27 protein-coding genes and 7 tRNA genes are annotated in these 26,959 nt (G+C 71.4%); 23 read left to right on the forward strand and 11 right to left on the reverse strand.

Translation table 11 applies throughout. The features are described from left to right. A complete protein-coding gene (locus OG538_RS30085) occupies window positions 1-819 on the forward strand; it encodes an RNA methyltransferase (RefSeq protein ID WP_356317279.1) in 819 nt (272 codons plus the stop codon). Here OG538_RS30085 and OG538_RS30090 read toward each other — a convergent pair. Then, a complete protein-coding gene (locus tag OG538_RS30090; RefSeq protein WP_406098589.1) occupies window positions 816-2,114 on the reverse strand; it encodes a serine/threonine-protein kinase in 1,299 nt (432 codons plus the stop codon). The two genes, OG538_RS30085 and OG538_RS30090, sit on opposite strands and share 4 nt — an antisense overlap. Before the next feature lie 205 nt (window positions 2,115-2,319). Between OG538_RS30090 and OG538_RS30095 the strand changes: the two genes are divergently transcribed. From OG538_RS30095 to OG538_RS30110, 4 genes are all read left to right on the forward strand, one after another. Next, window positions 2,320-2,580 (forward strand): hypothetical protein, encoded by a 261-nt coding sequence (locus OG538_RS30095; protein WP_406098590.1) that lies wholly within the window; start codon window positions 2,320-2,322, stop codon window positions 2,578-2,580. Between the two features lie 186 nt (window positions 2,581-2,766). Next, window positions 2,767-2,979, forward strand: a complete 213-nt coding sequence (locus OG538_RS30100; RefSeq protein WP_406098591.1) for a hypothetical protein — start codon at window positions 2,767-2,769, stop codon at window positions 2,977-2,979. 302 nt (window positions 2,980-3,281) lie between these two features. Continuing rightward, window positions 3,282-4,304, forward strand: coding sequence for a phosphotransferase (locus OG538_RS30105; RefSeq protein WP_406098592.1), 1,023 nt, complete (start codon window positions 3,282-3,284; stop codon window positions 4,302-4,304). A 68-nt stretch (window positions 4,305-4,372) separates the two neighbouring features. Next, complete coding sequence (locus OG538_RS30110; RefSeq protein WP_406098593.1) at window positions 4,373-4,657, forward strand: zf-TFIIB domain-containing protein; 285 nt, start codon at window positions 4,373-4,375, stop codon at window positions 4,655-4,657. Window positions 4,658-4,765: 108 nt separating this feature from the next. Here OG538_RS30110 and OG538_RS30115 read toward each other — a convergent pair. The 5 genes from OG538_RS30115 to OG538_RS30135 all read right to left on the reverse strand — a co-directional run bounded on the left by OG538_RS30115 (window position 4,766) and on the right by OG538_RS30135 (window position 5,208). Further along, a tRNA-Val gene (locus tag OG538_RS30115) sits at window positions 4,766-4,837 on the reverse strand. Window positions 4,838-4,860: 23 nt separating this feature from the next. Next, window positions 4,861-4,932 (reverse strand) — tRNA-Val (locus tag OG538_RS30120). Window positions 4,933-4,951: 19 nt separating this feature from the next. Beyond that, window positions 4,952-5,023 (reverse strand) — tRNA-Val (locus tag OG538_RS30125). Window position 5,024: 1 nt separating this feature from the next. Next, window positions 5,025-5,098 (reverse strand) — tRNA-Cys (locus tag OG538_RS30130). A 37-nt stretch (window positions 5,099-5,135) separates the two neighbouring features. Next, window positions 5,136-5,208 (reverse strand) — tRNA-Gly (locus OG538_RS30135). Between the two features lie 163 nt (window positions 5,209-5,371). Between OG538_RS30135 and OG538_RS30140 the strand changes: the two genes are divergently transcribed. The 3 genes from OG538_RS30140 (at window position 5,372) to OG538_RS30150 (ending at window position 8,130) form a co-directional block, all read left to right on the forward strand. Beyond that, window positions 5,372-6,409: a chorismate-binding protein gene (locus OG538_RS30140; RefSeq protein WP_406100369.1), complete on the forward strand. Its 1,038-nt coding sequence runs from the start codon at window positions 5,372-5,374 to the stop codon at window positions 6,407-6,409. Continuing rightward, window positions 6,406-7,227 carry an aminotransferase class IV gene (locus tag OG538_RS30145; protein ID WP_406098594.1) on the forward strand — a complete coding sequence of 274 codons (822 nt, stop codon included), beginning with the start codon at window positions 6,406-6,408 and terminating at the stop codon, window positions 7,225-7,227. Before OG538_RS30140 ends, OG538_RS30145 begins: the two co-directional genes overlap by 4 nt. Window positions 7,228-7,293: 66 nt before the next feature. After that, entirely contained in the window at window positions 7,294-8,130 is an 837-nt protein-coding gene (locus OG538_RS30150; protein ID WP_406098595.1) for a GNAT family N-acetyltransferase, read from the forward strand. Window positions 8,131-8,265: 135 nt separating this feature from the next. On the opposite strand, the gene OG538_RS30155 is transcribed toward OG538_RS30150, so the two are convergent. Then, window positions 8,266-8,781, reverse strand: coding sequence for a DsbA family protein (locus OG538_RS30155; protein WP_406098596.1), 516 nt, complete (start codon window positions 8,779-8,781; stop codon window positions 8,266-8,268). A 210-nt stretch (window positions 8,782-8,991) separates the two neighbouring features. On the opposite strand from OG538_RS30155, the gene OG538_RS30160 reads away from it, so the two are divergent. From OG538_RS30160 to OG538_RS30175, 4 genes are all read left to right on the forward strand, one after another. Continuing rightward, window positions 8,992-9,447, forward strand: a complete 456-nt coding sequence (locus tag OG538_RS30160; RefSeq protein ID WP_406098597.1) for a hypothetical protein — start codon at window positions 8,992-8,994, stop codon at window positions 9,445-9,447. A 174-nt stretch (window positions 9,448-9,621) separates the two neighbouring features. Beyond that, window positions 9,622-10,641, forward strand: coding sequence for a LacI family DNA-binding transcriptional regulator (locus OG538_RS30165; RefSeq protein WP_406098598.1), 1,020 nt, complete (start codon window positions 9,622-9,624; stop codon window positions 10,639-10,641). Between the two features lie 95 nt (window positions 10,642-10,736). Further along, on the forward strand, window positions 10,737-11,708 hold the full coding sequence (locus OG538_RS30170; RefSeq protein ID WP_406098599.1) for an acetylxylan esterase: 972 nt from the start codon (window positions 10,737-10,739) through the stop codon (window positions 11,706-11,708). 212 nt (window positions 11,709-11,920) lie between these two features. Next, window positions 11,921-12,076 carry a hypothetical protein gene (locus tag OG538_RS30175; RefSeq protein WP_406098600.1) on the forward strand — a complete coding sequence of 52 codons (156 nt, stop codon included), beginning with the start codon at window positions 11,921-11,923 and terminating at the stop codon, window positions 12,074-12,076. A 4-nt stretch (window positions 12,077-12,080) separates the two neighbouring features. Here the strand turns inward: OG538_RS30175 and OG538_RS30180 are convergent, their stop codons facing one another. Further along, entirely contained in the window at window positions 12,081-12,656 is a 576-nt protein-coding gene (locus tag OG538_RS30180; RefSeq protein ID WP_406098601.1) for a CGNR zinc finger domain-containing protein, read from the reverse strand. 323 nt (window positions 12,657-12,979) lie between these two features. Further along, window positions 12,980-13,393, reverse strand: a complete 414-nt coding sequence (locus tag OG538_RS30185) for an SsgA family sporulation/cell division regulator (protein WP_003959770.1) — start codon at window positions 13,391-13,393, stop codon at window positions 12,980-12,982. A gap of 190 nt (window positions 13,394-13,583) precedes the next feature. Between OG538_RS30185 and OG538_RS30190 the strand changes: the two genes are divergently transcribed. The 7 genes from OG538_RS30190 (at window position 13,584) to OG538_RS30220 (ending at window position 20,946) form a co-directional block, all read left to right on the forward strand. Then, on the forward strand, window positions 13,584-14,075 hold the full coding sequence (locus OG538_RS30190; RefSeq protein WP_406098602.1) for a TIGR02611 family protein: 492 nt from the start codon (window positions 13,584-13,586) through the stop codon (window positions 14,073-14,075). Between the two features lie 54 nt (window positions 14,076-14,129). Further along, window positions 14,130-14,201: transfer RNA gene (locus OG538_RS30195), tRNA-Val, on the forward strand. Window positions 14,202-14,377: 176 nt separating this feature from the next. Continuing rightward, window positions 14,378-15,661, forward strand: a complete 1,284-nt coding sequence (locus tag OG538_RS30200) for an ABC transporter substrate-binding protein (protein WP_406098603.1) — start codon at window positions 14,378-14,380, stop codon at window positions 15,659-15,661. A gap of 13 nt (window positions 15,662-15,674) precedes the next feature. Next, entirely contained in the window at window positions 15,675-16,664 is a 990-nt protein-coding gene (locus tag OG538_RS30205) for a carbohydrate ABC transporter permease (RefSeq protein ID WP_406098604.1), read from the forward strand. Beyond that, complete coding sequence (locus OG538_RS30210; protein ID WP_406098605.1) at window positions 16,661-17,524, forward strand: carbohydrate ABC transporter permease; 864 nt, start codon at window positions 16,661-16,663, stop codon at window positions 17,522-17,524. Before OG538_RS30205 ends, OG538_RS30210 begins: the two co-directional genes overlap by 4 nt. A gap of 7 nt (window positions 17,525-17,531) precedes the next feature. Continuing rightward, on the forward strand, window positions 17,532-18,113 hold the full coding sequence (locus OG538_RS30215) for a hypothetical protein (protein WP_406098606.1): 582 nt from the start codon (window positions 17,532-17,534) through the stop codon (window positions 18,111-18,113). A gap of 88 nt (window positions 18,114-18,201) precedes the next feature. After that, entirely contained in the window at window positions 18,202-20,946 is a 2,745-nt protein-coding gene (locus OG538_RS30220) for a Tat pathway signal sequence domain protein (RefSeq protein ID WP_406098607.1), read from the forward strand. A gap of 36 nt (window positions 20,947-20,982) precedes the next feature. Here the strand turns inward: OG538_RS30220 and OG538_RS30225 are convergent, their stop codons facing one another. Continuing rightward, window positions 20,983-23,481: an SCO7613 C-terminal domain-containing membrane protein gene (locus tag OG538_RS30225; RefSeq protein ID WP_406098608.1), complete on the reverse strand. Its 2,499-nt coding sequence runs from the start codon at window positions 23,479-23,481 to the stop codon at window positions 20,983-20,985. An 83-nt stretch (window positions 23,482-23,564) separates the two neighbouring features. Here OG538_RS30225 and OG538_RS30230 point away from each other — a divergent pair, with 83 nt between their 5' ends. Beyond that, window positions 23,565-24,011, forward strand: a complete 447-nt coding sequence (locus OG538_RS30230; protein ID WP_406098609.1) for an SRPBCC family protein — start codon at window positions 23,565-23,567, stop codon at window positions 24,009-24,011. Between the two features lie 39 nt (window positions 24,012-24,050). Further along, a tRNA-Val gene (locus OG538_RS30235) sits at window positions 24,051-24,122 on the forward strand. Between the two features lie 77 nt (window positions 24,123-24,199). Here OG538_RS30235 and OG538_RS30240 read toward each other — a convergent pair. Beyond that, window positions 24,200-24,925, reverse strand: coding sequence for a 3'-5' exonuclease (locus OG538_RS30240; protein ID WP_406098610.1), 726 nt, complete (start codon window positions 24,923-24,925; stop codon window positions 24,200-24,202). A gap of 191 nt (window positions 24,926-25,116) precedes the next feature. Between OG538_RS30240 and OG538_RS30245 the strand changes: the two genes are divergently transcribed. Together OG538_RS30245 and OG538_RS30250 are read left to right on the forward strand one after the other, a co-directional pair. Further along, window positions 25,117-25,683: a DUF4365 domain-containing protein gene (locus OG538_RS30245; protein WP_148016276.1), complete on the forward strand. Its 567-nt coding sequence runs from the start codon at window positions 25,117-25,119 to the stop codon at window positions 25,681-25,683. Beyond that, window positions 25,683-26,945, forward strand: coding sequence for a hypothetical protein (locus OG538_RS30250; protein WP_406098611.1), 1,263 nt, complete (start codon window positions 25,683-25,685; stop codon window positions 26,943-26,945). The genes OG538_RS30245 and OG538_RS30250 overlap by 1 nt, the downstream gene beginning before the upstream one ends. The last annotated feature ends 14 nt before the right edge of the window (window positions 26,946-26,959 follow it).

The raw sequence follows: 26,959 nt of genomic DNA on the forward strand, positions 1-26,959 counted from the left end.
GTGGCTGATCTCATCACCGTCGACGACCCCGACGACCCCCGCCTGAGCGACTACACCGGTCTGACCGACGTCGAGCTCCGGCGCAGGCGAGAGCCCGCCGAGGGCCTCTTCATCGCCGAGGGGGAGAAGGTGATCAGACGCGCCAGGCACGCCGGGTACGAGATGCGCTCCATGCTGCTCTCGGCGAAGTGGGTCGACCTCATGCGCGACGTCATCGACGAGGTTCCGGCGCCCGTCTACGCGGTCAGCCCCGAGCTCGCCGAACGCGTCACCGGCTACCACGTGCACCGCGGCGCCCTCGCCTCCATGCAGCGCAAGCCCTTGCCGACAGCCGACGAACTGCTCCGCACGACGCGCCGCGTGGTCGTCATGGAGGCCGTCAACGACCACACGAACATCGGCGCCATCTTCCGCAGCGCCGCGGCGCTCGGCATGGACGCCGTGCTGCTCTCCCCGGACTGCGCGGACCCGCTCTACCGGCGGTCCGTCAAGGTCTCGATGGGCGCCGTCTTCTCCGTGCCCTACGCCCGCCTCGACACCTGGCCCAAGGCCCTGGAGACGGTACGGGAAGCGGGCTTCAAGCTGCTCGCGCTGACTCCCGACGAGAAGGCCAGCAGCATCGAGGAAGCCGCGCCGCACCGGATGGACCAGGTGGCCCTGATGCTCGGAGCCGAGGGCGACGGGCTGTCCACGCAGGCCCTCGTAGCCGCCGACGAATGGGTGCGCATCCCGATGGCCCACGGCGTCGACTCGCTGAACGTCGGCGCGGCCGCGGCAGTCGCCTTCTACGCGGTTGCCACCGGACGCCCGGAGAGTTAGCCCCGGGCCGGGGGCTGCTGCTCGCTCTGCCCCTGGCTCTGACCCGCGCCGAGCCCACGGGCCGGCCCCTGGCAGCCCTGAGCTGCCGCGATACCCAGCGCCACCAGCAGCGTCACCACCACGAAGACCACCAGCCGCTGACGCAGCAGCCGCGGATTGGCGGGACGCCGGCCGGTCGAGGTCGAGCGTGTGCCGGGCCGGGTGCCCGGCCTGCCGTTCGTCCCCGGCGCGCCCTGGGACCGCTTGCCCGAACGCGTCGTGTTGCGCGGCTGCTGCTGGGCGGGGCGCGAACCCCCGGTGCGCGGCGACGCCGGCCGGGGTGACGCCTGCTGCCGGCCCTGCGGCCGCGACAACGGTGCGGGGCCGGGCGAGCGACGCGTCTGCTGCTCCGTGTACGGGCCGTCCAGACGCCCGGTCGGCCGGTCCGCCTCCTGCGCCGAACGCTGGGCGGGCGGGCGGCCCTCGTGGAGCCCCTGTGCCTCCCGCGCCGCGATCTCCTTGAGCCGCATGGAGAGTTGCAGCGTGCTGGGCCGCTCCTCCGGGTCCTTCGCCAGGCAGGCGCTCACCAGCGGAGCGAGCGCGTCGTGCACGTCGTACAGCTGCGGCTCCTCGTGCACCACGCGGTAGAGCATCACCTCGGAACTGCCGTGGCCGAACGGCGAATCGGCCATGGCCGCGTACGCCAGCGTGGCACCGAGGGAGAAGACGTCCGTCGCCGGCGTCACCGCCGCACCCCGTACCTGCTCGGGCGCGAGGAAGCCGGGCGACCCGACCGCCGTCCCGACGTGCGTGAGCGTGGAAGCACCGGTCGCCCAGGCGATTCCGAAGTCGATGATCCGGGGGCCCTTGGGGGACAGGAGGATGTTCGACGGCTTCAGGTCACGGTGGACGACCCCGGCCTCGTGCACCGCCACCAGGCCTTCGGAGAGCGCCGCCCCGATCGAGGCCACCTCGGCGGCCGACAGCGGGCCCTCCTCGGCCACCTTGTCGTGCAGCGAGGGCCCCGGAACGTACTGCGTCGCGAACCACGGGCGGTCCGCCTCCAGGTCGGCGGCGACCAGCCGTGCCGTACAGCCGCCGCGGATCCGCCGGGCAGCGGACACCTCGCGCGCGAACCGTGAGCGGAACTCCTGGTCCTCCGCCAGGTCGGGGCGGATCACCTTCAGCGCCACCCGCTGGCCCCGCCGGTCCGAGCCGAGGTAGACCACCCCCATGCCGCCCGCCCCGAGCCGCCGGTGCAGCCTGAACGAGCCGACGACACGCGGGTCCTCGCGCCGGAGCCGCATCATCGCCATGTCTGCCCATCCCCGCTGCCTGGTCCGCCTGACGAGGCACAGCTTACGTACCCGCCGCCCGGGGCGCTCAGAGGCCGCGCCCTCGCCGGAGAATCGATTGTCAGTGCCGGGTGGGAAACTTGAGGAGTGGTCAGGGAGCCGCGGATCCATGCTCCCCGGCCCGTGCGAGATCTCAAAGGTCCGTCGCAGAAGGGGGATTGGATCAGTGAAGGGCGATCGAGTCGAGATAGTCGTGGACGCCGGAGACACGACCCGAACCTACGAAGTAGTGGCCTCCAGGGCAGGGCGCAGAGTGGAGACCGCGGTCCGCCGAGGGGTGGTCGAAGTGAGTGAAGTCACCCGAAACGGCTCCGTGGTGCGCACCGCTCGCTTCATGGCGACCAGGGTGCTCGCCCTGGTCGAACAGCCGGTCCCCAGGGAGGACGGCTCCGAGCGTCCCCTCCGGGATGACCCCAACGTGCCGTAGGCCCGTCTCCACCCAGGGGAGTACGCCGACTACCCACGGCTCATCCTCCGGGAGGCCCGGCAATCGGTACGCGGGCATGACGCCGCCCGCCTCCCGGATCCCTAATGTTGAAGTCAAGCGGCGGGCGTCGCACTCGTCCCCCGAGGTCAAACGCCCGCCGCCCCACATCAGGTCAGGAGAGGAATCATGGCGGACACGGCAGCGCGGACGATGATCCGCACGCAGGGACGCAGGGCCTATGCCTCGTTCGGCAGCCGCCCGTCGTCCGGCAAGCGTCGCCACCCGCTGGTGGCGACGGCCATGGTTCTTCCTCTGGCGGCCCTGCTCGCAGTCGTCTTCGGCGGCTGGGAGGCAGTGGTCACACAGGCGTCGTCCGTGGGCGTGATGCTGGGGCGCTGAGCGGCGCCCCGGGTCCGGAAGAGCGGTCCGGACCGGGACATCCGGCCAACAACCCCGTGGGGACGGGGGTGCGGCGGACGGCAGCGTTTGTCCGGTCAGCTGGGGAGCTGACCGGACATCGCGCTGTCCGGGGCCATACGCGCCCCCGTGTACCGGCTGCCCGACGCGCTCGGTGCCCCCGTGTACCGGCTGCCCGACGCGCTCCGTGCCCCCGTGTACCGGCCGCCCGACGCGCTCCGCGTACGCTCTGCGGCGGGCGCGGCGCCGGCCGTCCCGCCGATCCTGTGCTACCGGGGGAGTCCGTGACCACCGCTGTCGTCCGCGCGCTGGGCGCCCTCGCCCACGAGGCGGCCCACGCCCGCTCCGGGCCCCTGTGCGACTGTCCGCCGCCGGCTGTGCTCGCCGACCGGGCGGACGGCACCGTCGTCCGCTGCGGCCCTGTCGTCGCCAAGGCGCACGCCGCCGGCACGGACACCGCCGCACTGTCCGCACGCCTGGGCCTGGCGGCCGACCCCGGTCTGACGGGCATCCTGCTCGCGCCGCTTGCCGTACGGGCCGTTGCGGGCCCGGCGGCGGGCGGCGGCGCCTCGCCGTACCTCACCGAACTGCACGGCCGTCCGGTCACTGCCTGGCCGTACGGCGAGCCGGTGGACCCGGGGGACCCGGACGAGGCGCCGTGGGAGGAGACGGCCGTCCTGCTGGCCCGGCTCCACCGCACCGGGAGCCGTACGGACCTGACCGCACCGGGTGATCCTCCCGCGCCGCCCCCCATGCGCGGCCCGGCGAAGGCCGCGCTCGCCGTGGCCCGGATGTGTGCGGCCCGGCCCGGCGATCCGGTCACGGACCCCGTTCTCGTCGCCTGGGGCGGGCTGCCGCCGTGGGTGCGGGGCGAGGCCCCGGCTCCCGCCCACCGCGCGCGCACCCTCTGCCACGGCGATCTGCACCTGGGCCAGCTCGTCCGGCACCCCTCGCCGCACGGCCCCTGGCTGCTGATCGACGTCGACGACGCGGGAACCGGCGATCCCGCATGGGACCTCGCGCGCCCCGCCGCCTGGTACGCGGCCGGACTGCTGCCCCCCGAGGTGTGGTTCCGCTTCCTGGGCGCCTACCGGGACGCGGGTGGCCCCGCGGTACGCGCCGACGGCGACCCGTGGCCCGAGTTGGAGCTCGCCGCCCGCGCCCTGACCGTACAGACGGCGGCGCTCGCCCTCGCCAAGTCCGTGGCGGAGCACCGGGCTCCGGATGAGGTGGAACAGGTGATGATCGACACCTGCGCCCGAATTGCCGCTCTCCCGCCCGAGTTGGCCGCCGAACACTCGTCGTAGGGTGAACCGACCGCCGCCGGGCATGCATTCCGGCGACGGCTAACCGACGGCGAGGAGTGAGCCCGAACATGCAGTGTCCCAAGTGCCACGCACAGATGCACACGTACAACCGCAACGGCATTCAGATCGAGCAGTGCAGCGGCTGCCGGGGGATATTCCTGGACTACGGCGAGCTGGAGTCCCTGACCCGCATGGAGTCGCAGTGGACCCAGCAGGCTCCCCCCGCGCCGCCCGCCCCTCAGGCCTACCCCGCAGCCCCCGCGCCCGCCTGGGGCGCCCCGCAGCACCACGGTGGACACCACCAGGGCCACTACCGGCAGAAGAGCTTCGGCCGGATGCTCTTCTCCTCCTGATCCGGAAGCCCCGTGCCGCGGCCCTGACGGAACGAGTCCGGGCCGCGGCACGGGTGCGCGGAGGAACGACGAAGCCCCGGTCGTCGAGACGACCGGGGCTTCGGGCTGTGCGCGATACTGGGATTGAACCAGTGACCTCTTCCGTGTCAGGGAAGCGCTCTCCCGCTGAGCTAATCGCGCAGGGTGAACCTGCGTGTACTGCGTGCGCGATACTGGGATTGAACCAGTGACCTCTTCCGTGTCAGGGAAGCGCTCTCCCGCTGAGCTAATCGCGCGGGGGTCCTTGCGGACCGGTGGACGATACTGGGATTGAACCAGTGACCCCTTCCGTGTCAGGGAAGTGCTCTCCCGCTGAGCTAATCGTCCTTGGAGGTGGAGACGGGATTTGAACCCGTGTAGACGGCTTTGCAGGCCGTTGCCTCGCCTCTCGGCCACTCCACCAGGGGCGGGGGTTCGGGAAGATCCCCCACCTTCTGCGAGCGGACGACCAGGTTCGAACTGGCGACCTCAACCTTGGCAAGGTTGCGCTCTACCAACTGAGCTACGTCCGCTTGTCGGTTCCGGTTCACTTGCGCGTCCCGGCGACGTGTTGAACTCTAGCGGATTCCGGGGCCAGTACAAAAACGCGTTTGTGCAGCGTGCTGAGGTGCGCTCGCCCCGGCGCAGGTCACCGCACGCCGACCTAGACTCGCCGACGTGCACGACCTCGCTCCCATGGCCCGCTTCGGCGGCCTCGTCGCCTCCGATCTGCAGGATGTGACCAGTGATCCCGCAGCCCTCGACTCGTCCGGCTTCTGGGCGGTGTCAGCCGATTTCGAGGGCCGGCTGACCTGCGCCCGTTTCGCCACCGTGCGCACCGCGTCCGTGCCCGCCCCGGTGCCCGGCGCCTGGCGGGGCCCCGCCGCCGGTGACTGGACGTCCTCCCTCGACCGCGCCGCGTACACCGCGGGCGTACGGCGCATCCGCGCGTACATCGCGAGGGGCGAGGTGTACCAGGCCAACCTCTGCCGCGTGATGACCGCGCCCTTGCCCGATCCCGCCGCGGCAGACGTGGACGCCCTCACCGCACTGCTGGCGCGCGGCAACCCGGCCCCGTACGCAGGAACGATTCGGCTGCCCGGCCACGGCGTGGAGATCGCGACCGCCTCGCCGGAGCTGTTCCTGCGCAGGGACGGCCGTGCGGTCGAGTCCGGACCGATCAAGGGCACCGGCCGCACCGAGGCCGATCTGCTGGAGAAGGACCACGCCGAGAACGTGATGATCGTCGACCTGGTCCGCAACGACCTGGGCCGGGTCTGCGACACCGGATCGGTCACGGTGCCCGACCTCTGCGTCGTCGAGAAGCACCCGGGCCTCGTCCATCTCGTCTCCACCGTGCGCGGACGCCTCGCCGACGGTGCCGGCTGGCCGGAACTGCTCGCCGCCGCCTTCCCGCCGGGTTCGGTGACCGGGGCGCCCAAGTCCAGCGCGCTGCGGATCATCGAGGAACTGGAGACCGCCGCGCGCGGCCCGTACTGCGGAGGCATCGGCTGGGTGGACGCCGACCGGGCCACCGCCTCCCTCGCCGTGGGCATCCGCACCTTCTGGACCGACCGCACGCCCGACGTACCGGTGCTGCGGTTCGGCACCGGCGCCGGCATCACCTGGGGCTCGGATCCGGAACGCGAATGGGACGAGACCGAACTGAAGGCGTCCAGGCTGCTCGCGGTAGCGTCGGGCGCATACGAAGCAAACGGAAGGACCGCACCATGAAGATCTGGGTCAACGGGGGACTGCGGGCCGCCGATGACGCCCGGGTGTCCGTGCTCGACCACGGGCTGACCGTCGGCGACGGCATCTTCGAGACGGTGAGGACCGCCGACGGCAGGCCCTTCGCACTCACCCGTCATCTCGACCGGCTGACCCGCTCCGCCCTGGGCCTCGGCCTGCCCGCGCCCGACCTGGACGAGGTGCGCCGCGCCTGCGCCGCCGTCATCGAGTCCAACCCGGCCGCGCTCGGCAGGCTCCGCATCACCTACACCGGCGGGATCTCGCCGCTCGGCTCCGACCGCGGCACCGCGGGCCCCGGACTGGTCGTCGCCCTCGGCGAGGTGAAGCGCCGCCCGGACACCACGGCGGTCATCACCGTTCCCTGGACGCGCAACGAGCGCGGCGCGCTCACCGGGCTCAAGACCACCTCGTACGCGGAGAACGTCGTCGCCCTCGCCCGCGCCCACGAGCAGGGCGCCTCCGAGGCGCTGTTCGCCAACACCGTCGGCAGGCTCTGCGAAGGCACCGGCTCCAATGTCTTCGTCGTGCTCGACGGCCGGCTGCACACACCGCCGGTCGCCTCAGGCTGCCTGGCCGGGATCACCCGCGCACTGGCGGTGGAGTGGACGGGGGCGCAGGAGACGGATCTGCCGTTCGACGTGCTGGACCGGGCCGAGGAGATTTTCCTGACCTCCACCCTCCGCGACATCCAGGCGGTCCACCGGGTCGACGGCCGGGAGCTGCCCGGATGTCCGGGCCCGGTGACCGCCAAGGCCATGCGCGTGTTCGACGAGCGGGCCGGCGACGACCTGGACCCGTGACCCGGCGCCCGACCACCGCCGCAAAAACGGATGACGTGTGCTCGGACAGGGGATAGAAATCCTCTGATGACCACGACACTCCGGCCGTCCGGGCCGATCCAGCCAGGCGCCGATGGCGCACAGAGCCGCGCGTACGACGTATGCGACAACGGGCGCCCCGTCGGTGCCGTCGAAATCGCCACGGACCCGGGCGCGGACGGCGGGACCGGTGTGCTGCGGTCCCTGCGGATCGACGAGCCGGTCCGCCGGCGCGGCCGCGGCACCATTGCGGCGCTGGCGGCCGAGGAGGTGCTGCGGGGCTGGGGCTGCACTCAGGTGCGGGCGGACGTCGCCGCCGACAACACGGGTGCTCAGCGGCTGAGCGCCGCGCTCGGCTACACCGAGCGCAGCCGGAACATGATCAAGCGGCTGCCCGCCGAACCCCCGGTCCTGCCCGGCGGACTCACCGCACGCCCGATGACACCCGAGGAGTTCGCCGCCTGGGAGGCCGGCGCGATCGCCGGGTATGCCAAGAGTCTGGTGACGCGCGGCACCCCGCGGGAGTCGGCGCTGCGGGCGGCCCGCGCCTCGCACGCCAGGCATCTGCCCCAGGGCCTCGCCACCGAGGGTGCGCAACTGCACCACCTCATCCACGAGGACGAGAAGGCCGGGTTCCTCTGGGTGACGCGGTTCGAGATGCACCCCGGCCAGGTCATCGGCTACGTCTTCGACGTCGAGGTGGACGAACGCTTCCGGGGGAGGGGGTACGGGCGGGCGCTGATGCTCCAGGCCGAACGCCTCGCTCTGGCGGCGGGCGACACGTGGCTCGGCCTGCACGTCGTCACGGCGAACACGCCCGCGCTCCGGCTGTACGAGTCGCTCGGCTACGAGCCGACGCAGTACAACCTGGCAAAGCCGCTCTGACCCGCCGCGCGGCGGCCGCCCGGGGCGGCCGGCGCCGCGCAGGCGGGCGGCGCGCCACGGAAACGGCGCCCCAGCCCGCACCGCTTGGCGGTCCGGGGCTGTGCCGCGGCCCGCGCCCCGGCCCGATTCCCGTCCTCAGTCCTGTTCGGCGAGCAGCCGGTCGGCGATCGCCTCGATCCGCTCGCGCAGTCCTTCCTGGCTCTTGCCGCCGTCCAGCCGCTCGCCACCGATCACATACGTGGGCGTGCCCGTGACACCGATGGCCTTGCCCTCGGCCTGGTCGGCGTCGACGATCAACATGTGCCGGCCGTCGATCAGGGCGGTGTCGAACTCCTCGGCGTCCAGACCCAGTTCCCCCGCCACCTCGACCAGCAGCGGCTCGCCGGTGCGGCCGAGGTCGGCGGTGCGGGCGAGTACCGCCTCGATGTACGGCCAGCCCTTGCCCTGCGTCACGGCCTCCTCGGCGGCCTGCGCCGCGGCGTAGGCGTGCTTGTGCTTCTCCAGCGGGAAGTGCCGCAGCCGGATGTCGATCCGGTCGCCGTACCGGGCGCGCAGGGCGTGCACATCGGTAAGGGCCTGGTGGCAGTCGGGGCACTGGAGCTCGCACCAGACGTCGAGGACGACCGGGGCTGCGGAGGTGGAATCGCTCATGGGGCCAGTCTCCCAGGGCGGACGGGGGCCCCTCGACCGGCATCGGCGGTGCCGACGGGGCGTGGCCTGCCCCGTCCCCGGCGCGGGACGTACGGCACCTGGGGAGGATCCCGGCCCTGAAATGTCCCTGATGTGGGCTGGGAGCATGGCCGCCCGCCCGGTCGCCGGTGCAGGATGGAAGGGACGTTTCCCCTGCGCCTGGAGGCACCGATGCTTGCCGAGACCATTTGCTCCGCGGTGTCCGCGGCGGGCCTGGGCATCGCCGCCGTCACCGCGTACCGGAAGCGGTTCCTCGCGGCGACCAGGATCGCCGCCTACTCCCTGGTCCCGATCGGGCTGGTGCTGACCGGCGTCGTCGAGTGGGTGTCGGACATCGCCTTCAAGCCGAGCGTCTGGCTCGGCTTCGGGGTGCTGGGGGTGGCCTGGCTGTTGTTCATGACCACGCGTGCGATCGAACGCAGAGGCGGTGGCACCCGCAAGGAGCGCAAGGCGGCGGTGCGGGCGCCGCAGGGCGACGCGGTCGCACCGGCCGCCTCCGCCCCCTCGCTGGGGGCGGGCGCACCGGCCGCCGAGCCCCGCCGGAAGCCGAAGAAGGATTCGGCCTCCGCGGGGCCGGGGGACGACTTCAGCGACATCGAGGCCATCTTGAAGAAGCACGGCATCTGAGGGCTCGCCCCGCTGCGCGGACCCCGCCCGTATGAATCGATTCAGGGATGATCCTTGACGACCTTCGGCCCCGAGGGCTAGCGTCCCGACCGGATTGAAACAATTCATTCACTCCGTCCGTACGATGGGGTGACGCCGCTTGACGAGCGCGGCCGGGGCAGTGGGGCAGGACTAGTGGCGCGTGTGGCAGGGATCAAGGATGTGGCCCGGAAGGCCGGCGTCTCCGTGGGCACGGTCTCCAATGTGATCAACCGCCCCGAGGCGGTGCTGCCCGAGACCCGGTCACGGGTGCTCGCCGCCATCGAGGAGCTCGGATACGTCCGCAGCGAGTCGGCCCGCCAGCTCAGGGCCGGCCGCAGCCGGATCATGGCGCTCCTCGTCCTGGACATGGGCAACCCCTTCTTCGTCGACGTGGCCCGCGGCGCCGAGCGAGCCGCCCGTCAGGCAGGCCTGGGCGTCATGGTCTGCAACAGTGGCCAGAGCCCCGCGGAGGAGGCCGAGTACCTGGGCCTCTTCGCGGAGCAGCGGGTGTGCGGCGTACTCGTCACCCCGGCCGACGCGACCGGCCGCAACCTCGACTCCTTCAGCCGTCACCGGATTCCCTATGTCCTGGTGGACCGGGTCGCCTCCGGTACGGGCAGTTGCGCCGTCTCCGTCGACGACGTCCGGGGCGGCGCACTGGCCGTCGGCCACCTGGTCTCGGCCGGGCACCGCTCGGTGGCCTATGTCAGCGGCCCCGGCGACCTGCACCAGATCAGGGACCGCCGCGAGGGCGCGCTGTCCGCCCTCGCGGAGGCGGGGCTGCCCCCCGCGGCGCTGGTCGAGATCCCGTCCGAGCGCCTCGACGTGGCGGCGGGCCGTGATGCCGGGGCCCGGCTGCTCGGGCTCGTCCCGCGTCCCACCGCCGTCTTCTGCGCCAACGACCTGCTGGCCCTGGGCGTACTGCAGGCTCTGTATGCGGCCGGGGTGCGGGTGCCGCAGGACATCGCCATCGTCGGGTACGACGACATCGAGTTCGCCGCCGCCGCAGCCGTACCGCTCACCTCGGTCCGCCAGCCCGCGGCCCTGATGGGCCGGTTGGCCGCCGAACTCCTGCTGGAGGAGGCGGACGACGAGGGCGGCGCCCACGAGCACCGCAGCGTCGTTCTCCAGCCGGAACTCGTCGTCCGCGCGTCGAGCTCCACACCCCGCTGAGCCCGGCCGCCGGCCCCTTCCCTTCCGTCACCTGCCGTCGGCCCTCTTCTGCCACCTTCCGCCGTTCCTTTCCGCATGCCCGAAATGGAGACGCCGTGTCCCTGTTCGACCTGCCCCTGGACCAACTCCGCACCTACCGGCCTGAGTCCGGTGAACCCGACGACTTCGACGCCTTCTGGCGCCGCACTCTGGACGAGGCCGCCACACACCCGCTCGACGCCGAATTCCACTCCTACGACTCCGCGTTGAGCAATGTCGACGTCCATGACGTGTCGTTCGCCGGCTGGGGCGGCCATCGCATACGTGCCTGGCTCAACGTGCCCGCCGGGGCCGAAGGCCCGCTGCCGGCCGTCGTCCACTACCTCGGCTACGGCGGCGGGCGCGGGCTGCCGCACGACCACCTCGTCTGGCCCGCCGCCGGCTGGGCCACGCTGGTCGTGGACACCCGCGGCCAGGGCGCCGTCAACAGCCACTCGGCGGGCTCCACCGCCGACCCGCACGGCGGCGCCGGCCCGCAGTCGCCGGGCTTCATGACCCGCGGCATCCTCGACCCCGACGACTACTACTACCGCCGGGTGTTCACCGACGCGGTCCGTGCCGTCGAGGTTGCCCGCGCCCACCCGTCCGTCGACCCCGACCGGATCGTCGTGCACGGCGGCAGCCAGGGTGGCGGCATCGCCCAGGCGGTGGCGGGGCTCAGTCCCCACGTCAGGGCGGCGCTCGTCGACGTACCGTTCCTGACCCACTACCGGCGGGCCGTCGAGATCACCGACGAGGACCCGTACCAGGAGATCGTGCGCTTCCTGGCCACCCAGCACGGCGCTGCCGACCAGGTGTTCCGGACGCTTTCCTACTTCGACGGGATCAGCTTCGCCGCCCGGGCCGACATACCGGCGCTGTACTCCGTGGCCCTGATGGACCCCATCTGCCCGCCGTCCACGGTCTTCGCCGCCTACAACAACTGGGCGGGCCCCAAGGAGATCGAGGTCTACCCCTGGAACGGTCACGAGGGCGGCGCCTCGGTCCACCGTGCCGCACAGCTGCGCATGCTGCGCGACCTGGGCTGACCGGGGACGAGGGCCGGGGGTGCGGGGGGTGGAGCTCCGGAAGCCTGAGGGCGGATGGAGCTCCGCAGGGCCGAGGGGGCAGCGGTGCCCGAAAGCCTGACGCGTGATCGGACGCCGGAGCGATTCGGTCCACCCTGGAGGGAGTGAACTCCCGTCACGAAAAGGTGTGTTGATCGCCAACAGGGCACGGTCTGCGTCATGATCGTCCCGAGATGGTGGACACATCCCGGGGCGATGTCCCCGCACCCCCCGCCGAAGAGCCGCGTGGCTGCCTCTTCGCGCTTTCCCAGCCCCCTCTGATGATCTTCCTCACGGTGATCGGCGGCCTGCTGCTGATGGCCGCGTTGCATGATCTCTTCGTGTTGTGAGGCGTCAGCCGGCCGCTTCCCTGCGGCGCGCCCGGTACGCGGCGACGTGCAAGCGGTTACCGCAGGTGCGGCTGGAGCAGTAGCGGCGGGAGCGGTTGCGCGAGAGGTCGACGAAGGCGTTCCGGCAGTCCGGCGCCTCGCAGCGCCGCAGCCGCTCCGTCTCGCCCGCCACGATGATGAACGCGAGGGCCATGCCGCAGTCGGCGGCCAGGTGGTCGGCGAGCGAGGCGTCCGGCGCGAAGTAGTGCACGTGCCAGTCGTAGCCGTCGTGGTTGCTGAGCTGCGGTGTGGTGCCCGCGGCGGCCACGAGCGCGTTGACGAGCGAGGCGGCGACCTTGGCGTCCGTGGCGGCGAAGACCTCGGCGAACCGTGCCCGAACGTCGTGGACGGCTCGCAGGTCCTTCTCGTCGAGCTCGTTCACGCCGCTCACCCGGTGGCGCGAGGCGAACGCGTACAGCGCCTCGATGCCGCCGAGCGCATCGGCCGGCGAGCCCCTCCCGGGCTGCTCGCTCTCCGGCGCGGTGTTCACCAGATCGACCACCGTTTCGAGGGCGATCCGGGTGTCGTGGGGGATCAGCACGCTTCCGCTCCCTGGCCTCCGGCGGGCGGGGCGACCGCCGATGGCGGCTGACTCTACTGGCTCACCCCGGGCGCCCCGGGGCCCGAGGGGCCTTTGGGGCCCCGGGGGCGTACCAGGCGCCCCGTATGGGCAGGGGGCGGCTCCGCGGGCGCCAGGCGGGCGTGTGGGGCCTCGACGGGTGCGAGGAGGCCCCCGGGGGAACGCGGACCGGCGCCGTCACCACGGTGGTTTCCGTGGTGACGGCGCCGGTGTCGGCCGTATGAGGTTGTCCGCGCGACGCCATCTCCCCGAGTCGGACGGCGCCGTGCAGTTCTCGGCCTGGCTCAGCTCTCGGCCAGGATGTGCGACAGCTCCGTGTCGAGATCGAAGTGACGATGCTCGGTCCCCGGCGGAACCGCGGCATCGGTCCTCTTCAGGAACGATTCCAGGGCTCGTGCCGGGGCCTCCAGAAGGGCTTCGCCCTCCGGGGAGCTCAGTGCGATACAGACGACGCCCTGGCCGTGACTACGGGATGGCCAGACGCGGACGTCTCCGGTGCCGGTGGGCCTGTGCAGCCCCTCGGCAAGGAGGTCGCGGGCGAAAACCCACTCGACCGTCTCCTCCGCTCCGGTATGGAAGGTGGCGTGCACGGCATAGGGATCGGCCGTGTCATACCGCAGGCCCGCGGGTACAGGCAGTGAGGACTCGCTCGACACAACGAGGCGCAGGTGCAGCTCGCAGCTGACCGTGGTGTTCATAAGCGCCAGGGCCTTTCGCTCAGTGTGCGCTCGGGGATTCGCACGTCGGCGAAATCGACATGCCACCTACGGTGGCGTTGTAAACCCCTCTGACCGTTTTGTGATCCTTCAGGTAGCTCGTACAGCGGTGAGTAACTTTGGGTGATGCGGCCATTCCGGTGACGAGGAGCGTTCCGGTAGGTTGGGCGCCATGAATGCGGAGAGTGACGAGCGGGACGGGGCTGCCGCACCGGCGGAACCGGCGCCCGCGGCGGGGGAAGCGCGCACGAGCGTGACGGGGGACGTCACGGAGGGTGTGTCGAAGGAGGACCGGGAGCTCGGCTCCAGGGCGCCGGGGTTCATCAAGGCGTCCAGGACGCTGCACCTGAGCTGGCAGGTCGGCGTGTTCGTGGTCGGTCTGGCCGTGGTGGCGGCCGGCATCGTCATGCTGCCGCTGCCGGGCCCCGGCTGGCTGGTGATCTTCGGTGGCATGGCGATCTGGGCGACGGAGTTCGTCTGGGCCCAGCTGGTGCTGCGGTGGACGCGCCGCAAGGTCACCGAGGCCGCCCAGCGTGCGCTCGACCCCAGGGTGAGGCGGCGCAACATCGCGCTCACGGTGATCGGGCTCGTGATCATCGCGGTGCTGGTCGGGATCTACGTGTGGAAGTTCGGAATCGTCATGCCGTGGAAGATCAACGAGTGAGCCGGTGATGGTCGGGGGGCGCCGCTGACATGGGGTAATGTTTGGCGTGCGCCCGGGCGATTAGCTCAGTGGGAGAGCGCTTCGTTCACACCGAAGAGGTCACTGGTTCGAACCCAGTATCGCCCACCCCGGACCGACGGCCCGGAAGCTTCTTGAAGCTTCCGGGCCGTCGGCGTTTCCGCGTGCCCCATTGAAGCGCTTCGATCGATTTTCGTCCCAGCCATTGACGTCGCCGGTGCGGCTCCTTACTTTGACCCGGCAAGCGCTTTCTAAAACGATTCAATCAAGCGTAGGGGCGAACTATGTCTCGGAACCAAGGCATGGACCGGCGGCAGATGCTGAAGCTCGCGGGCTTCTCGGCTGCGGGTCTCGGGCTGACCGCGGCCGGCTGCGGCTCGGGCGGCGGCTCGAACGGGCCGGTCACCATCCGGCATGCCTGGTGGGGCGCCGACGACCGGGCGAAGAAGGTCCAGGAGTGCGTCAAGCTCTTCGAGAAGAAGCACCCGAAGATCAAGGTGAAGACGGACTTCCAGCAGTACCCGGACTTCTGGAAGAAGTTCAACACCCAGGCGGCCGGCGGCAACCCGCCCGACGTCATCCAGAACGCGGTCACCTTCCTGCGCAAGTACGAGGCGAAGAACGTCCTGCTCGACCTCAACCCGCAGGCGAAGAAGGGCAACCTCCAGCTGGAGGGCTTCCGCGCCGGTCTCGAGAAGTTCGCCGAGATCGACGGCAAGCTGCTCGGTGTGCCGGTCGGCAGCAACTCGATGTCCCTGGTCATCGACGAGAAGGTCTTCGAGAAGGCCGGCGTCGACCACCGCCTCGGCTGGACCTGGGACGACTGGTACGCGGGTCTGCAGAAGATCAAGTCCGGTCAGGGCATAGCCGGCGACTCCGGCCCGCACGGCGTCATGTACCTGTACGACCTCGTGCTGCGGCAGAACGGCAAGGCGTTCTTCACGGAGGAGGGGATGGGCTTCGGCGAGGCCGAGCTGCTCCCGTACTGGACCGAGGCACTCGCCCGGGTCAAGTCCGGGATCTACGCCGACCAGAAGAAGGTCGAGCAGATCAAGCCCGCCTCCGCCCTCGCCAAGGGACTCTCGGCCGGCGAGTTCACCTGGGACAACTTCTCCGTCCGCTACAGCGCGGAGGGCAAGAGCAGCTACAGCCTCGCGCCCATCCCGAGCACCGACGGCAAGAAGACCGGCCAGTACCTCGGCTCGCTGATGCTCAGCGGCACAGCCCGTACCAAGCACCCCGCCGAGGTGGTCACCTTCATCAGCTTCATGACCCACGACCCCGCGGTCGCCCGCATCATGGGCTACGACCGCGGAGTCCCCGCCACCACGGCGCAGTTCGAGGCCTTCCAGCCCACCGACGCCCCGAGCAAGGCGATCGGCGCCTACGAGACCGAGATCGCCAAGGCCGGCGTGCTGGAGCCCATCACCCCGCACCCGGCCGGCGCCGACGTCGTCGAGGCGGCGTTCCTGCGCATCGCGGGCGACATGTCCCTGGGCAAGGCCTCACCGGAGGACTCGGTCAAGCAGTTCTTCTCCGAGGCGAAGACCGCCCTCGCCTCGAACTGAGAGGAATGACGCGGTGACTCACATCCAGACCTCCACGAGCGGCCCGGTCCTCGACGAGGACCTCGCCGCCGTGGAGCGGAGCGGCCCGGGACGCAAGACCCGCCCCGCACCGCAACCGCGGGGCCACCGCGAGAATCTGACCGGCTATCTCTTCATGTCGCCCTGGATCGCGGGCTTCCTGTTCCTGATCGCCGGACCCATGGTGTTCTCGCTGTACCTCGCGTTCACCGACTACAACCTGTTCGACGCCCCGAAGTGGGTGGGGCTGAAGAACTTCACCGACATGTTCGCCGACCCCCGCTGGCGCCAGTCGGTCAAGGTGACGTCCTGGTACGTGGTGATCGGCACGCCGATCAAGCTTGCCGCCGCGCTCGCCGTGGCGATGCTGCTGGCCCAGAAGCGCTGGGGGCAGTCCTTCTACCGGGCGGCGTTCTACGCCCCCTCGCTGATCGGTGCGAGCGTCTCGGCCGCCATCGTCTGGCGCGCCCTGTTCTCCGACGACGCCGTCGTCGACCGGGGGCAGCAGTTGTTCGGCATCGACGCGGGCGGCTGGATCGGCGACCCACAGATGATCATCTACGCGCTGGTGGCCCTCACGGTCTGGCAGTTCGGCGCCCCCATGGTGATCTTCCTGGCCGGGCTCAAGCAGGTCCCCAGGGAGCTGTACGAGGCGGCGGAGGTCGACGGAGCCGGCCCCTGGCGCAGGTTCTGGAGCATCACCCTGCCGATGATCTCGCCGGTGCTGTTCTTCAACGTCCTGCTGGAGACCATCCACTCCTTCCAGATCTTCGGGTCGGCCTACATCGTCAGCAACGGCAGTTGCGGGCCTGCCGACGCGACGCTCGTCTACACCTGTTACCTGTACGACCAGGGCTTCGCGAACAGCCGGATGGGCTTCGCCTCCGCCATGGCGTGGCTGCTGCTCGTCGCCGTGGGCCTGGTCACCGCCGTGCTGTTCTGGTCCCAGAAGCGCTGGGTGCACTACGAGGAGGGTGGCCGATGACCCCGATGGACACCACCGCCGTACGACGCCGGCTCCCCGGCTCCCTCGCCTGGCACATCGGCGCACTCGCCATCCTCGCGGTGGTCCTCTACCCGGTGGTGTGGACGATCGGCGCCTCGTTCAAGCCGAGCGAGGACATCGTCGGCGCGCTGAACCTGTTCCCGACCGACCCCATCACCGACAACTACCGGCGGCTCGCCGACGGCATCGCCGACATCCCGATCTGGAAGTTCTTCCTGAACTCGGCCTACGTCTCGGTCGGTTCCGTCATCGGAGTCGTCCTCTCCTGCTCGCTCACGGCCTACGCCTTCACCAAGGTCCGCTTCGCGGGGCGCAACGCCATGTTCGCCATCATGATCGGGACACTGCTGCTCCCGTACCACGTACTGATCATTCCGCAGTACGTGATGTTCCAGAAGCTGGAGCTGATCAACACCTTCACTCCGCTGCTGATCGGCAAGTACCTCGCCACCGACGCGTTCTTCGTCTTCCTCATGGTCCAGTTCATGCGCGGACTGCCCAAGGAACTCGACGAGGCCGCCCGGCTCGACGGCTGCGGGCACCTGCGGATCTACTGGTCGATCGTGATGCCGCTGTGCCGGCCCGCGCTCATCACCAGCGCCATCTTCACCTTCATCCAGGCCTGGAACGACTTCATGGGCCCCCTGCTGTACCTCAACGAGCCGGACAAGTACACCGTCTCGATGGGACTGCGGATGTTCATCGACCAGGACGCGGTCGCCGACTACGGCGGCATGATCGCGATGTCACTGGTGGCCCTGCTGCCGGTACTGGCCTTCTTCCTGGCCTTCCAGCGCTACCTCATCGACGGCATGGCCACCTCCGGCCTGAAGGGCTGAGCACCCCGTGGCGACGAAATCCGGCACCGCACCCAGGACCTCCTTCGTCCGGGAGCGATTCAGCGTCTTCTCCGAATGCCTGCTCACCGGCGTGTGGATCACCGTCGCCGCCCTGCCGCTCATCACGTTCCCCGCGGCCTTCGCCGCGGGGAGCCGGCACCTGCGCCGGTACCTGGCCGGCGAGAAGGGCGGCGTGCGGGAGTTCGCCGCGGACGCAGGTGAGGCGTTCCGCAGCGGCTGGCGGATCTCCCTCCTGTGGTGGGCGGCACTCGCGCTGCTCGCCTTCGACTGGCAGGTCGCCCGGTCCGGCCTGCTGCCGGGCGGCCGTCCGCTCATCGCCGTGAGCGTGCTCGGACTGCCGGCCGTCGCCGTCTGGGGACTGCGTACGGCCGCCGCCTGGCAGCCCGGGACCCCGTGGGCGCAGACCGTGCGGGCCGCCGGCCGCCGGACGTTCACCGACCCTGCCGGATCACTGCTGCTCGTCGGCGGATTCGTCGCCCTGGCCCTCGCCGCCTGGCAGATTCCGCCCCTGGCCGCACCCGCCCTCGGCTGCCTCGCGGCGGCGGCGGTCGCCGCCGACCGTCGCTGACCGGGCGGACGCCCCCCGAACCACCACGTCCCACCACGCGTCAGCGTGCGATCAGTCATGCCCATTTTCGCCACGAATTGGAGTCGTGATGTCCCCGATCCCCCGCCGTACCGTTCTCAAGGCCGCCGCCGTCGCCGGTGCGGCCACCTCCTTCTCCTGGGTGCTGAACGGCACCGCCCGGCAGGCGGCCGCCGCCACCGGCGAGGCCGCCGAGGGCCCCGTCGAGATCGGCTGGCTGGAGGAGGACGGCCTCGGCGCCGCCCCCGGATCCACCTTCGGCGTCCCCTGGGCCAAGGGGCGCTACCCCGCCGACCAGAAGTTCGCCCTCGCCGCCGCCGACGGCAAGGACATCCCCGTCCAGACCTGGGCCACCGCCAAATGGCCCGACGGTTCCCTCAAGTGGACCGCACACGCGGTCGGCCCCGAGGCCGCCGGCGCCAAGAAGTTCACCCTCACCACCGGCGAACCCGCCCCCGCCGCCCACAAGGTCACCGTCAAGAACAGCGGCGGCTCGATCACGGTCTCCACCGGCGTCATCACCGCGAAGATCGGCAAGACCGGCTCCTCGCTCGTCACCTCCCTCACCCGAGGCTCCACCGAGATCGCCCGGAACGGCCGCCTCGTCCTGATCCGCCAGGGAGAGATCGAGGACGGCGACCAGGGACAGCAGAAGTACGAACGCTTCGAGAGCGCCATCAGCAAGGCCGAGGTCGAACAGAGCGGACCCGTCCGCGCAGTCGTCCGCATCGACGGCAAACACCGCCACGGCAACCGCTCCTGGCTGCCGTTCTCCGTCCGCCTCTACTTCTACGCGGGCGCCGAATCGTTCCGCATGATGCACACCATCACCTTCGACGGCACCCAGGAACCCGGCAAGGCGAGCGGTGACTTCATCCGCGGCCTCGGTGTCCGCTTCACCGTCCCCATGCGCGACGAGACGTACGACCGCCACATCCGCATCGGCGGCGACGAGGCCGGCATGCTCCGCGAAGCCGTCAAGGGCATCACCGGACTGCGCCGCGACCCCGGTGCGGCTGTCCAGGCCGCCCAGTTCGAGGGCACGAAGCTGCCCGACCCGGCCACCTGGGACCAGCGCGTCACCACCCGGCTCCCGCTCATCCCCACCTGGGGCGACTACACCCTCAGCCAGCTCTCCGCCGACGGATTCTCGCTGCGCAAGCGCACCAAGAAGGGTCACGGCTGGATCGCGGCCGGCGGCGGACGGCGCGCCTCCGGCTTCGGTTACGTGGGCGGCGCGAGCGGCGGACTCTCCTTCGGGCTGCGCGACTTCTGGGAGAAGTTCCCCGCCCAGCTCGACATCCGCGGCGCGGACACCGACGCAGCCGAGGTCACCCTCTGGCTCTGGTCGCCGGAAGCGGAGCCGATGGACCTGCGCTTCTACCACGACGGCCTGGGCCAGGACACCTATGCCGAACAGCTCGAAGGCCTCAACATCACCTACGAGGACTACGAGCCCGGCTTCGGCACCCCGTACGGCATCGCCCGTACCAGCGAACTCGTCTTCTGGGCCAACGACTCCACCCCCAGCGCCGAGGCCCTCGCCCGGCAGACCCGCACGGTGCGCACCCTTCCGCAGCTCGTCGCCCCGCCGTCCCAGCTCATCGGGGCGGGCGTCTTCGGCGGACTCTTCTCGCCGGTCGACCGCTCCACCCCCGCCAAGGCGAAGATCGAGGACCACCTGGACTTCCTGTTCACGTACTACAGGGACCAGGTCGAGATGCGCCGCTGGTACGGCTTCTGGGACTACGGCGACATCATGCACTCCTACGACCCCGCCCGGCACCAGTGGCGCTACGACGTCGGCGGCTACGCCTGGGACAACTCCGAGCTCTCGCCCGACCTCTGGCTCTGGTACGCCTATCTGCGCTCGGGGCGCGCGGACATCTTCCGCTTCGCCGAAGCCATGACCCGCCACACCGGAGAGGTCGACGTCTACCACCTCGGCGACTGGGCCGGCCTCGGCACCCGTCACGGCGTTCAGCACTACGCCGACAGCGCCAAGCAACAGCGCATCGCCAACACCACCTACCGGCGCTTCTACTACTTCCTCACCGCGGACGAACGCGTGGGCGATCTGATGCGCGCCAACGTCGACTCCGACGAGACCTTCCTCGGCCTGGACCCGCTCCGCAAGATCCGCACCGAGCCCTACACCCCCGACCGGCACGCCCTGTCCGTCGGCTTCGGCACCGACTGGAGCGGACTCGTCTCCGCGTGGCTCACCGAATGGGAGCGCGGCGGCCCGCAGGCAGAGAAGGCCAAGGCGCGCGTGCTCGGCACCATGGAGACGATCGCCGCCCAGCCCAACGGATTCGTCCAGGGCAGCGGTCTCTACGACCTGGACACCGGGAAGTTCGCCGTCGCCACCGAGCCCGTCGTCAGCGTCTCCCACCTGTCCGGGGTCTTCGGCCTCAACGAACTGTGTGCCGAACTCATCGGCCTGATCGACATGCCGGAGTTCAAGGAGGCGTACCTCGACTACTGCCGATACTTCAACGCCACCAAGGCCGAACAAGCCGCCCGCTACGGCTCCAACTTCGGCAGCCTGCTCCTCTTCCAGGGCCACTCACGGATGGACGCCTACGCCGCAGTGCAGACGGGCGACGAGAAGCTCGCCGCCCGTGCCTGGGAGAAGTTCTACAACAGCGACGGCTACAAGGAATCCGCCCCCTGGAAGACCGAGAAGGTGAGCGGCCCGGTCACCACCGTCCCGGGCAGCGAGGCCAACTGGGTCTACACCAACGACACCGCGCTGTACGGACTCGCCGCGATCGAGAACCTCGCACTGGTCGGTGACCACATGCCGGCCTGAGGCCCGTGAGGGCGCCCCGGGCCGGCATGCGTCGGATCACCGCATCCGGCCCAGGGCGTTCCTCAGCCGCCGGGCGTCACGCAACCGCTTCTCGTACGTCGCCCCCACCGCCAGCAGCAGCACCCCGGCCAGTGCGGGCGCCACCCAGCGCGGCATCGCACCCACGACCTGCACCACGTACGGCGCCAGCTCGTGCAGCGCGTCCAGCGCCAGCACCGCACCGCCCAGCACCAGCAGCGCCTGGAGGCGGAGCCGCGCTCCGAGCAACGTGATCACCAGCGCCGCCACCCCCAGCGACAACGGCCGCAGCCAGTGCGGGTCGCCCCAGGCGGCGATGAGCGCCGGCACCAGCGTCACCGCCAGGCCCGCCCCGTACGCCGTCCACGACGACGCCGAAGGATCGCGACGACGCCGCAGCACACCGATCACGAGCGCCGGCACAGTCACCGGCAGCGTGTACGCCTCCGGGGACGACACCCCGGACGCCGACAGCCGCACCCAGGACGCCAGGACGAACAGCCCCGTCGCCAGATACCCGGCCACCGCACGGCGCTCCGGGCGCAGCGCCGTACCCGCGGCCAGTACCCCGCACAGAGCGAGTACCAGAGCCAGGAACGGAGGGTCGCCCAGGGCCGCCACGACGGCGGCGAGTCCCACCGCCCCACCGGTCAGTTCGAGCGGCAGCGCCACCGGGCGCCCCTTCAGCCGCGCGCCCAGCCCGGCCGTCACCGCGGGGACCAGGAGCAGCACGGGCGCGGCCTCGTACACGGCGAGCCCCATCGACGCACCGAACGCGGCGGAGAGCACCGCGGCGCAGACCACCGCCGCGCACGCCAGGACCGCCTGCACCGTCACCGCAGCGCGCGACGGGCCGCCGGGCGCGTCCAACGCGGCCGCAGCGGCGGCGCACATCAGCAGCAGGGCGCCGAACACCGCATAGGTGGCGGGCTCCGAAGCCAACGACAGCAATGCCACGCCCACCGCACCGACCGACGCGCAGGCCCATGCGGTCACCGCCACACCCGTCATCCCGGCGCGCAGCGCACCCACCGCGAGAGTCAGAACCCCCGCGACGAGCACCGACTGCAGCGAAACGGCCTCCGTGTGCGAGACGTTCAGGGCGGGCGGGAGCACCGTCAGCCCGGCCCATCCGGCCACCACGGCCGACGCACCGGCGACAGCCCGCCACACGGGGCCCGGAGACAGTGCAGGCCCCGCCCATCGCGCCATGGCCTCCCAGGACCGGTACACAGCCCCGAGCGCCGCAGCGACCATCAGCAGCACCACAGGAGCCGCCGCCATCTCCTGCCACGGCAGCCCCGCAGCCCCCAGCGACGACCGCACCCCCTCGTGGGGCGCCCCCGACCACAGCCGGCCCAGCTGGGACACCGGACCCACCAGCACCACCGCGACCGGGGCGGCCGAGAAGAGCACCGACGCGGCCGCCACCGCACCCGCCGCCCACGCCAGACCCTGCGCGGCCGGACGCCCCAGCGGAGCCCGTACGCCCAGCAACAGCAGCCCGCCGGACACCAGATACACCGGCACCGCCCAGCCCCCGGACATCCCCGCGGTCAGGACCCCGCCCACCGCGGCGACGGCGGCCAGTCCGGCCACCACACCGCCGGCAACCGCGAGCGCCACCGGCGCTCGCCGGGCCCCCGCGAGAGCGATCACCGCACCGGCCAGGAGCAGCGCCGCCGGCGCCGACGCTCCCGCCGGACCTCCTGCCGACAGCGACTTCACCAGAGCCAGCAGCAGCCCCGTACCACCGGTGACCCAGAGACCCGCACCGGCAGTGGCCCGGACCCCAACGCCCTTGCACCACACCGCGATCGCACAGTCCGCCGCCGCCGTCGCCAGGAGTGCGACGGAGAACACCAGGGCGTCCGCCTCCGCGGCCCACGCCCACAGCAGAAGCGGTAGTTGCGCACTGACCACGGCCAGAGGCAGCGGCAGCCGCAACCGGTCCAGCAGCAGACCGTAGGCCCCCCAGAGCACCGCCAGCACGGCCGAGGCGGCGGCCGCGTACCCGAGGCCGCCCACGTCCGGAACCGCGACCAGATACAGGGCGACGGCGTCCAGAACCATCAGTACCGAGGCCAGAGCCCCGAGTGCCTCCGCCGTGGCGGACAGGCCCCGCCGAAGGAGCACCGCGGGCGCGGTCAGTGCCGCGACCGTGACGGCGGTCAGAACCGCGGAGCGGCCGCCGATCCCCATCTGACCCCAGCTGACCAGGGTGAACGCGATGGCGGCGATCGTCAGCAGCAGCCCCCCGAGGGTGAGCAGTACGTTCTGCGCACTACGGGTACGGACCGGGGGAGAAGGCGCCGTGAACGGTGGCGCGGGAAAGGCCGGGGCCCCGGCCCGGGCCGGAGGCCGTGTGTGCGGCGCGGCAGGCATCGGGCCGGGCGCCTGCAGCACGCTCAGCAGCCAGGTGCGACGGGTCAGCAGCTGCGAGCGGCGCAGGTCGAGCCGGGCGAGCTCATGGTCGAGGATGACCAGTTCCTCGGCGGGTGGCAGCACATGTTCCATGGACGCGAGTGTGGTGCCGGCCACCGGATCCGACATGCGCGCACGTACTCAGATCCCCGGCTGAGTACGCGCATCCTGGGGACATGGACTGGAATCACTACCGATTTGTCAGCATGTGGGACCTGCCCGCCCCGCCCCATGTCGTCCACGCCCACCTCGAACGCGTCGAGCACTACCCGCAATGGTGGCCGCAGGTCCGCGAGGTCACCCCCCTCGACGACACCTCCAGCACCACCCGGATCCGCTCCTTCCTCCCCTACGACCTCGTCACGACCATGCGCGAGCGCCGTCGCGACGCGCCCCGCGGCGTACTCGAGGTGACGCTCACCGGTGACCTCGAAGGCTGGGCGCGCTGGACCGTCCGTGCGCACGGCACCGGGAGCCGTGCCACGTACGAACAGGAGGTCGTGGTGCGCCGGACGTTGCTGCGGGTCCTCGCGGTGCCGGGACGGGCCGTGTTCCGGGCGAATCACACCCTGATGATGCGGGCCGGACACCGTGGTCTCACGGCTCGGCTGGAAGCGGTTTGAACCACACCCGCCGAGCCCTGTATGGTTCAACCCGTTCCCGGGCGATTAGCTCAGTGGGAGAGCGCTTCGTTCACACCGAAGAGGTCACTGGTTCGAACCCAGTATCGCCCACCCCGGGAGAGGCCGGTCCGTCAGCAACACCGACGGACCGGCCTCTGCGTGTCCTCACGCGAATGCGCCGAGGCCGCTCACGCCGCGGCGCGCAGCTCCGGACGCAACGGCCAGGCCGGATCCACCGTCTCCGGAGTCCCGCTTTTGGCAAACCACGCCTGCAGGCCACGTGCCTGCGCCGCGTGCCACACCGCCTGGAGCGTGTGCAGCTCCGCGGGCGTCAGCCGCTCAAGACGGGTGGAGAACCTCCGGCCCACCGCCCGGACCAGCTCCAGCGACGCGGCCGCGTCGGCTGCCGCGTCATGGGCCCCGTCGAGCACCACCCCGTACAGCTCACAGAGGTCGGTGAGTGTGCGCCGCCCCTTGCGGTAGCGGTCCAGGTGCTTGTCGAGCACCCGCGGATCCAGCACGCACAGTGAGGCGTTCTCCAGATAGCCACCGAGCGACGACGCCCGGTGCCGCCTCAGCTCCCGGTCCAGCAGCGTCAGATCGAACGGCGCGTTCATCACGACCAGGGGCCTGCCCGCCGCGCTCTGCTCGGCCAGCGCCCTGGCTATCTCCTCGACCACCGGCGCGGGCCACCGCCCGTTGCGCTGGAGGTGGTCGTCGGTCAGGCCATGGATCTCCGTAGCCCCCACGGGCACCGGAATACCCGGATTCACCAGCCAGCGGGTGACACGTGGCCGCCCCCCGGCACTGTCCTGGACGACGAGCGCGGCCGAGACGATCCGGTCCTGCTCGACGTCCACTCCCGTCGTCTCGGTGTCGAAAGCGGCCAACGGCCCCTCATACCAATAGGTCATCCCCGAACTCCTCGCGCCCGAGCGGCAGATGGTGTGATTCCTCTGCCCGGTTCGGTGATACCCGCACCCTTTGCCTGATACGCCGTTTGGAGGCCGTCCTGTGCGGTGACAACACAGGTGACGGGGCCGGAAGTTGAGATGCCGCCGCGTCCAACTCACCCATCGGCACAGCCCGGAAGGCAAACGGAGCCATGGCGCTCGCGCAGCCCGAACCGAGTGGGCTGCTGCCCCAGCGGACCGCACCGCTGCGCGGCGCACTCGCCACCACCGCCTGCATGGAGACCCTCCAGGTGGGCTACTTGCACGCGGTCGCGGCCGCGGCGGGGTGCTCCCTGTCGCAGCCCTTCCCCGACAACGGCATCGACTGGCACGTCAGCCACGGAGCCCCGGGTCACGTCGTCGACGACGAGGTCACCATCAAGGTCCAGCTGAAGTGCACCTACCAGATACCGCCCCGGCCACCCGGCCCCACCTTCGCCTTCACCCTCGACAACGCCCACCTCGTGAAGCTCGCCCGGACCCCCGTGTCCGTGCACAAGATCCTCGTCGTGATGCTCGTGCCCCGAAGCCAGGACGACTGGCTGCGCGCCGGACACGACCGCCTCGACCTGCGGCACTGCTGCTACTGGACCAACCTGGCCGGTCACGCCGTGACCGGCCGGCACCGGACGACCGTGCGGATCCCGACCTCGCGCATCTTCGACGACCGAGCGCTCTGCGAGATCATGACCCGTGTCGGGGCGGGAGGGAGACCCTGATGCACCGGCCGATGGACGAGTCCGTCAACGAAGTGTTCCCGTCAGCCGTCCGACCCCACCCCGCCGAACAGGCGGGTCCCTGGCCCACCGGCTCACCTGCCGGAGGCCTCCCCGACCCCGCCCGTGTCGACCCCACGGTCCTCGGCGTCCTGCTCGCCCGGCACGGCTGGCTGCGGCGGGGCGGAGCGCCCGGGCGCTACAGCCGCTGGACCCCGCCCGGCCCGCCCGGCGGCTCCACCAGCCTGCTCGTGCCGGACACCACCGCCTATCCCGACAGCGAGGACCTGCTGGGGGAGGCCCTTACCGCCCTCGCCCGCAGCGCCGCGCCGTCCGCCCGCGAGGTCCTGGTCTCCCTCGCCGTCCCCAGCGACGAGATCCGCTGGTGGCGCGACGTGCCCGAACCGGCCGCCGGAGCCGCCGGGGCGGCCGGCTGGATGGGAGCGGAGCAGTTGCACGGCGCGGCCCGGCAGATCCTGCTGGCCGGCGCACTCGCCGTCCGGGGCCGGGCCGGCTACCACGGTGCCCGTCACCGCCGACGCGCCCTGGCGACCCTCGGCACCGTCCTCATCGGCCCCGGGCCCGGCGGCCGCGACCTCACCGCATTCGTCCCCGTGGAGGCGGGCCGCCCCCTCGCCATAAGGCTCTACCAGGCCCTGCACGCCGCCAGGGAGGCCGTCGACTACCAGCGGGCCACCGGCGGCATGGAGGCCTTCGACACCGCCGTCGAGGCGGGCGTCAGCCGCGAACTGACCGAGGCGGTCATCGCCCTCGTCCGCGGCTCGGAGGGGGCCCGGGTCGCGCTGGACTGGGCACCCGCCGCAGGAGTCCCCGCCGGCTGCCCCGCACACCCCGAACCGGTCGAGTTCTCCCCGGGCGACCTGCCGGCACTGCGGCTGGCGGGCGCCCGCTACCTCAGGGACGAGCCCGCGGCGACGGTGCGGATCACCGGCGCGGTCGTCCGCATGCGCCGCTCCGGACCGCGCGGAGCCGGAATCGTACGGCTGCGCGTCCTGGCGGGCGCCGAGGTGCCCCACGTACGGCTGGAGCTCGACGAAGAGGCCTACCGGATCGCCGGCCAGGCCCACCTCGTGGGGCTGCCGGTGCGGGTGGAGGGCCGGCTGGAGAGCCGGGGCGGCTTCCGGCGGCTGACCAGGACCTCGCAGGTGGTCCCGGTACAGGTCGACGAGGAGGAACGGGACCGGCTGATGAAGTCGCTCCAGGAGAACGTCGACTATTTCGAGGAGGCGTGCACGGGGGAGTAGCGGGGCGGAGGCGG

This window comes from Streptomyces sp. NBC_01013, from assembly GCF_045162765.1.
GTDB lineage: Bacteria > Actinomycetota > Actinomycetes > Streptomycetales > Streptomycetaceae > Streptomyces.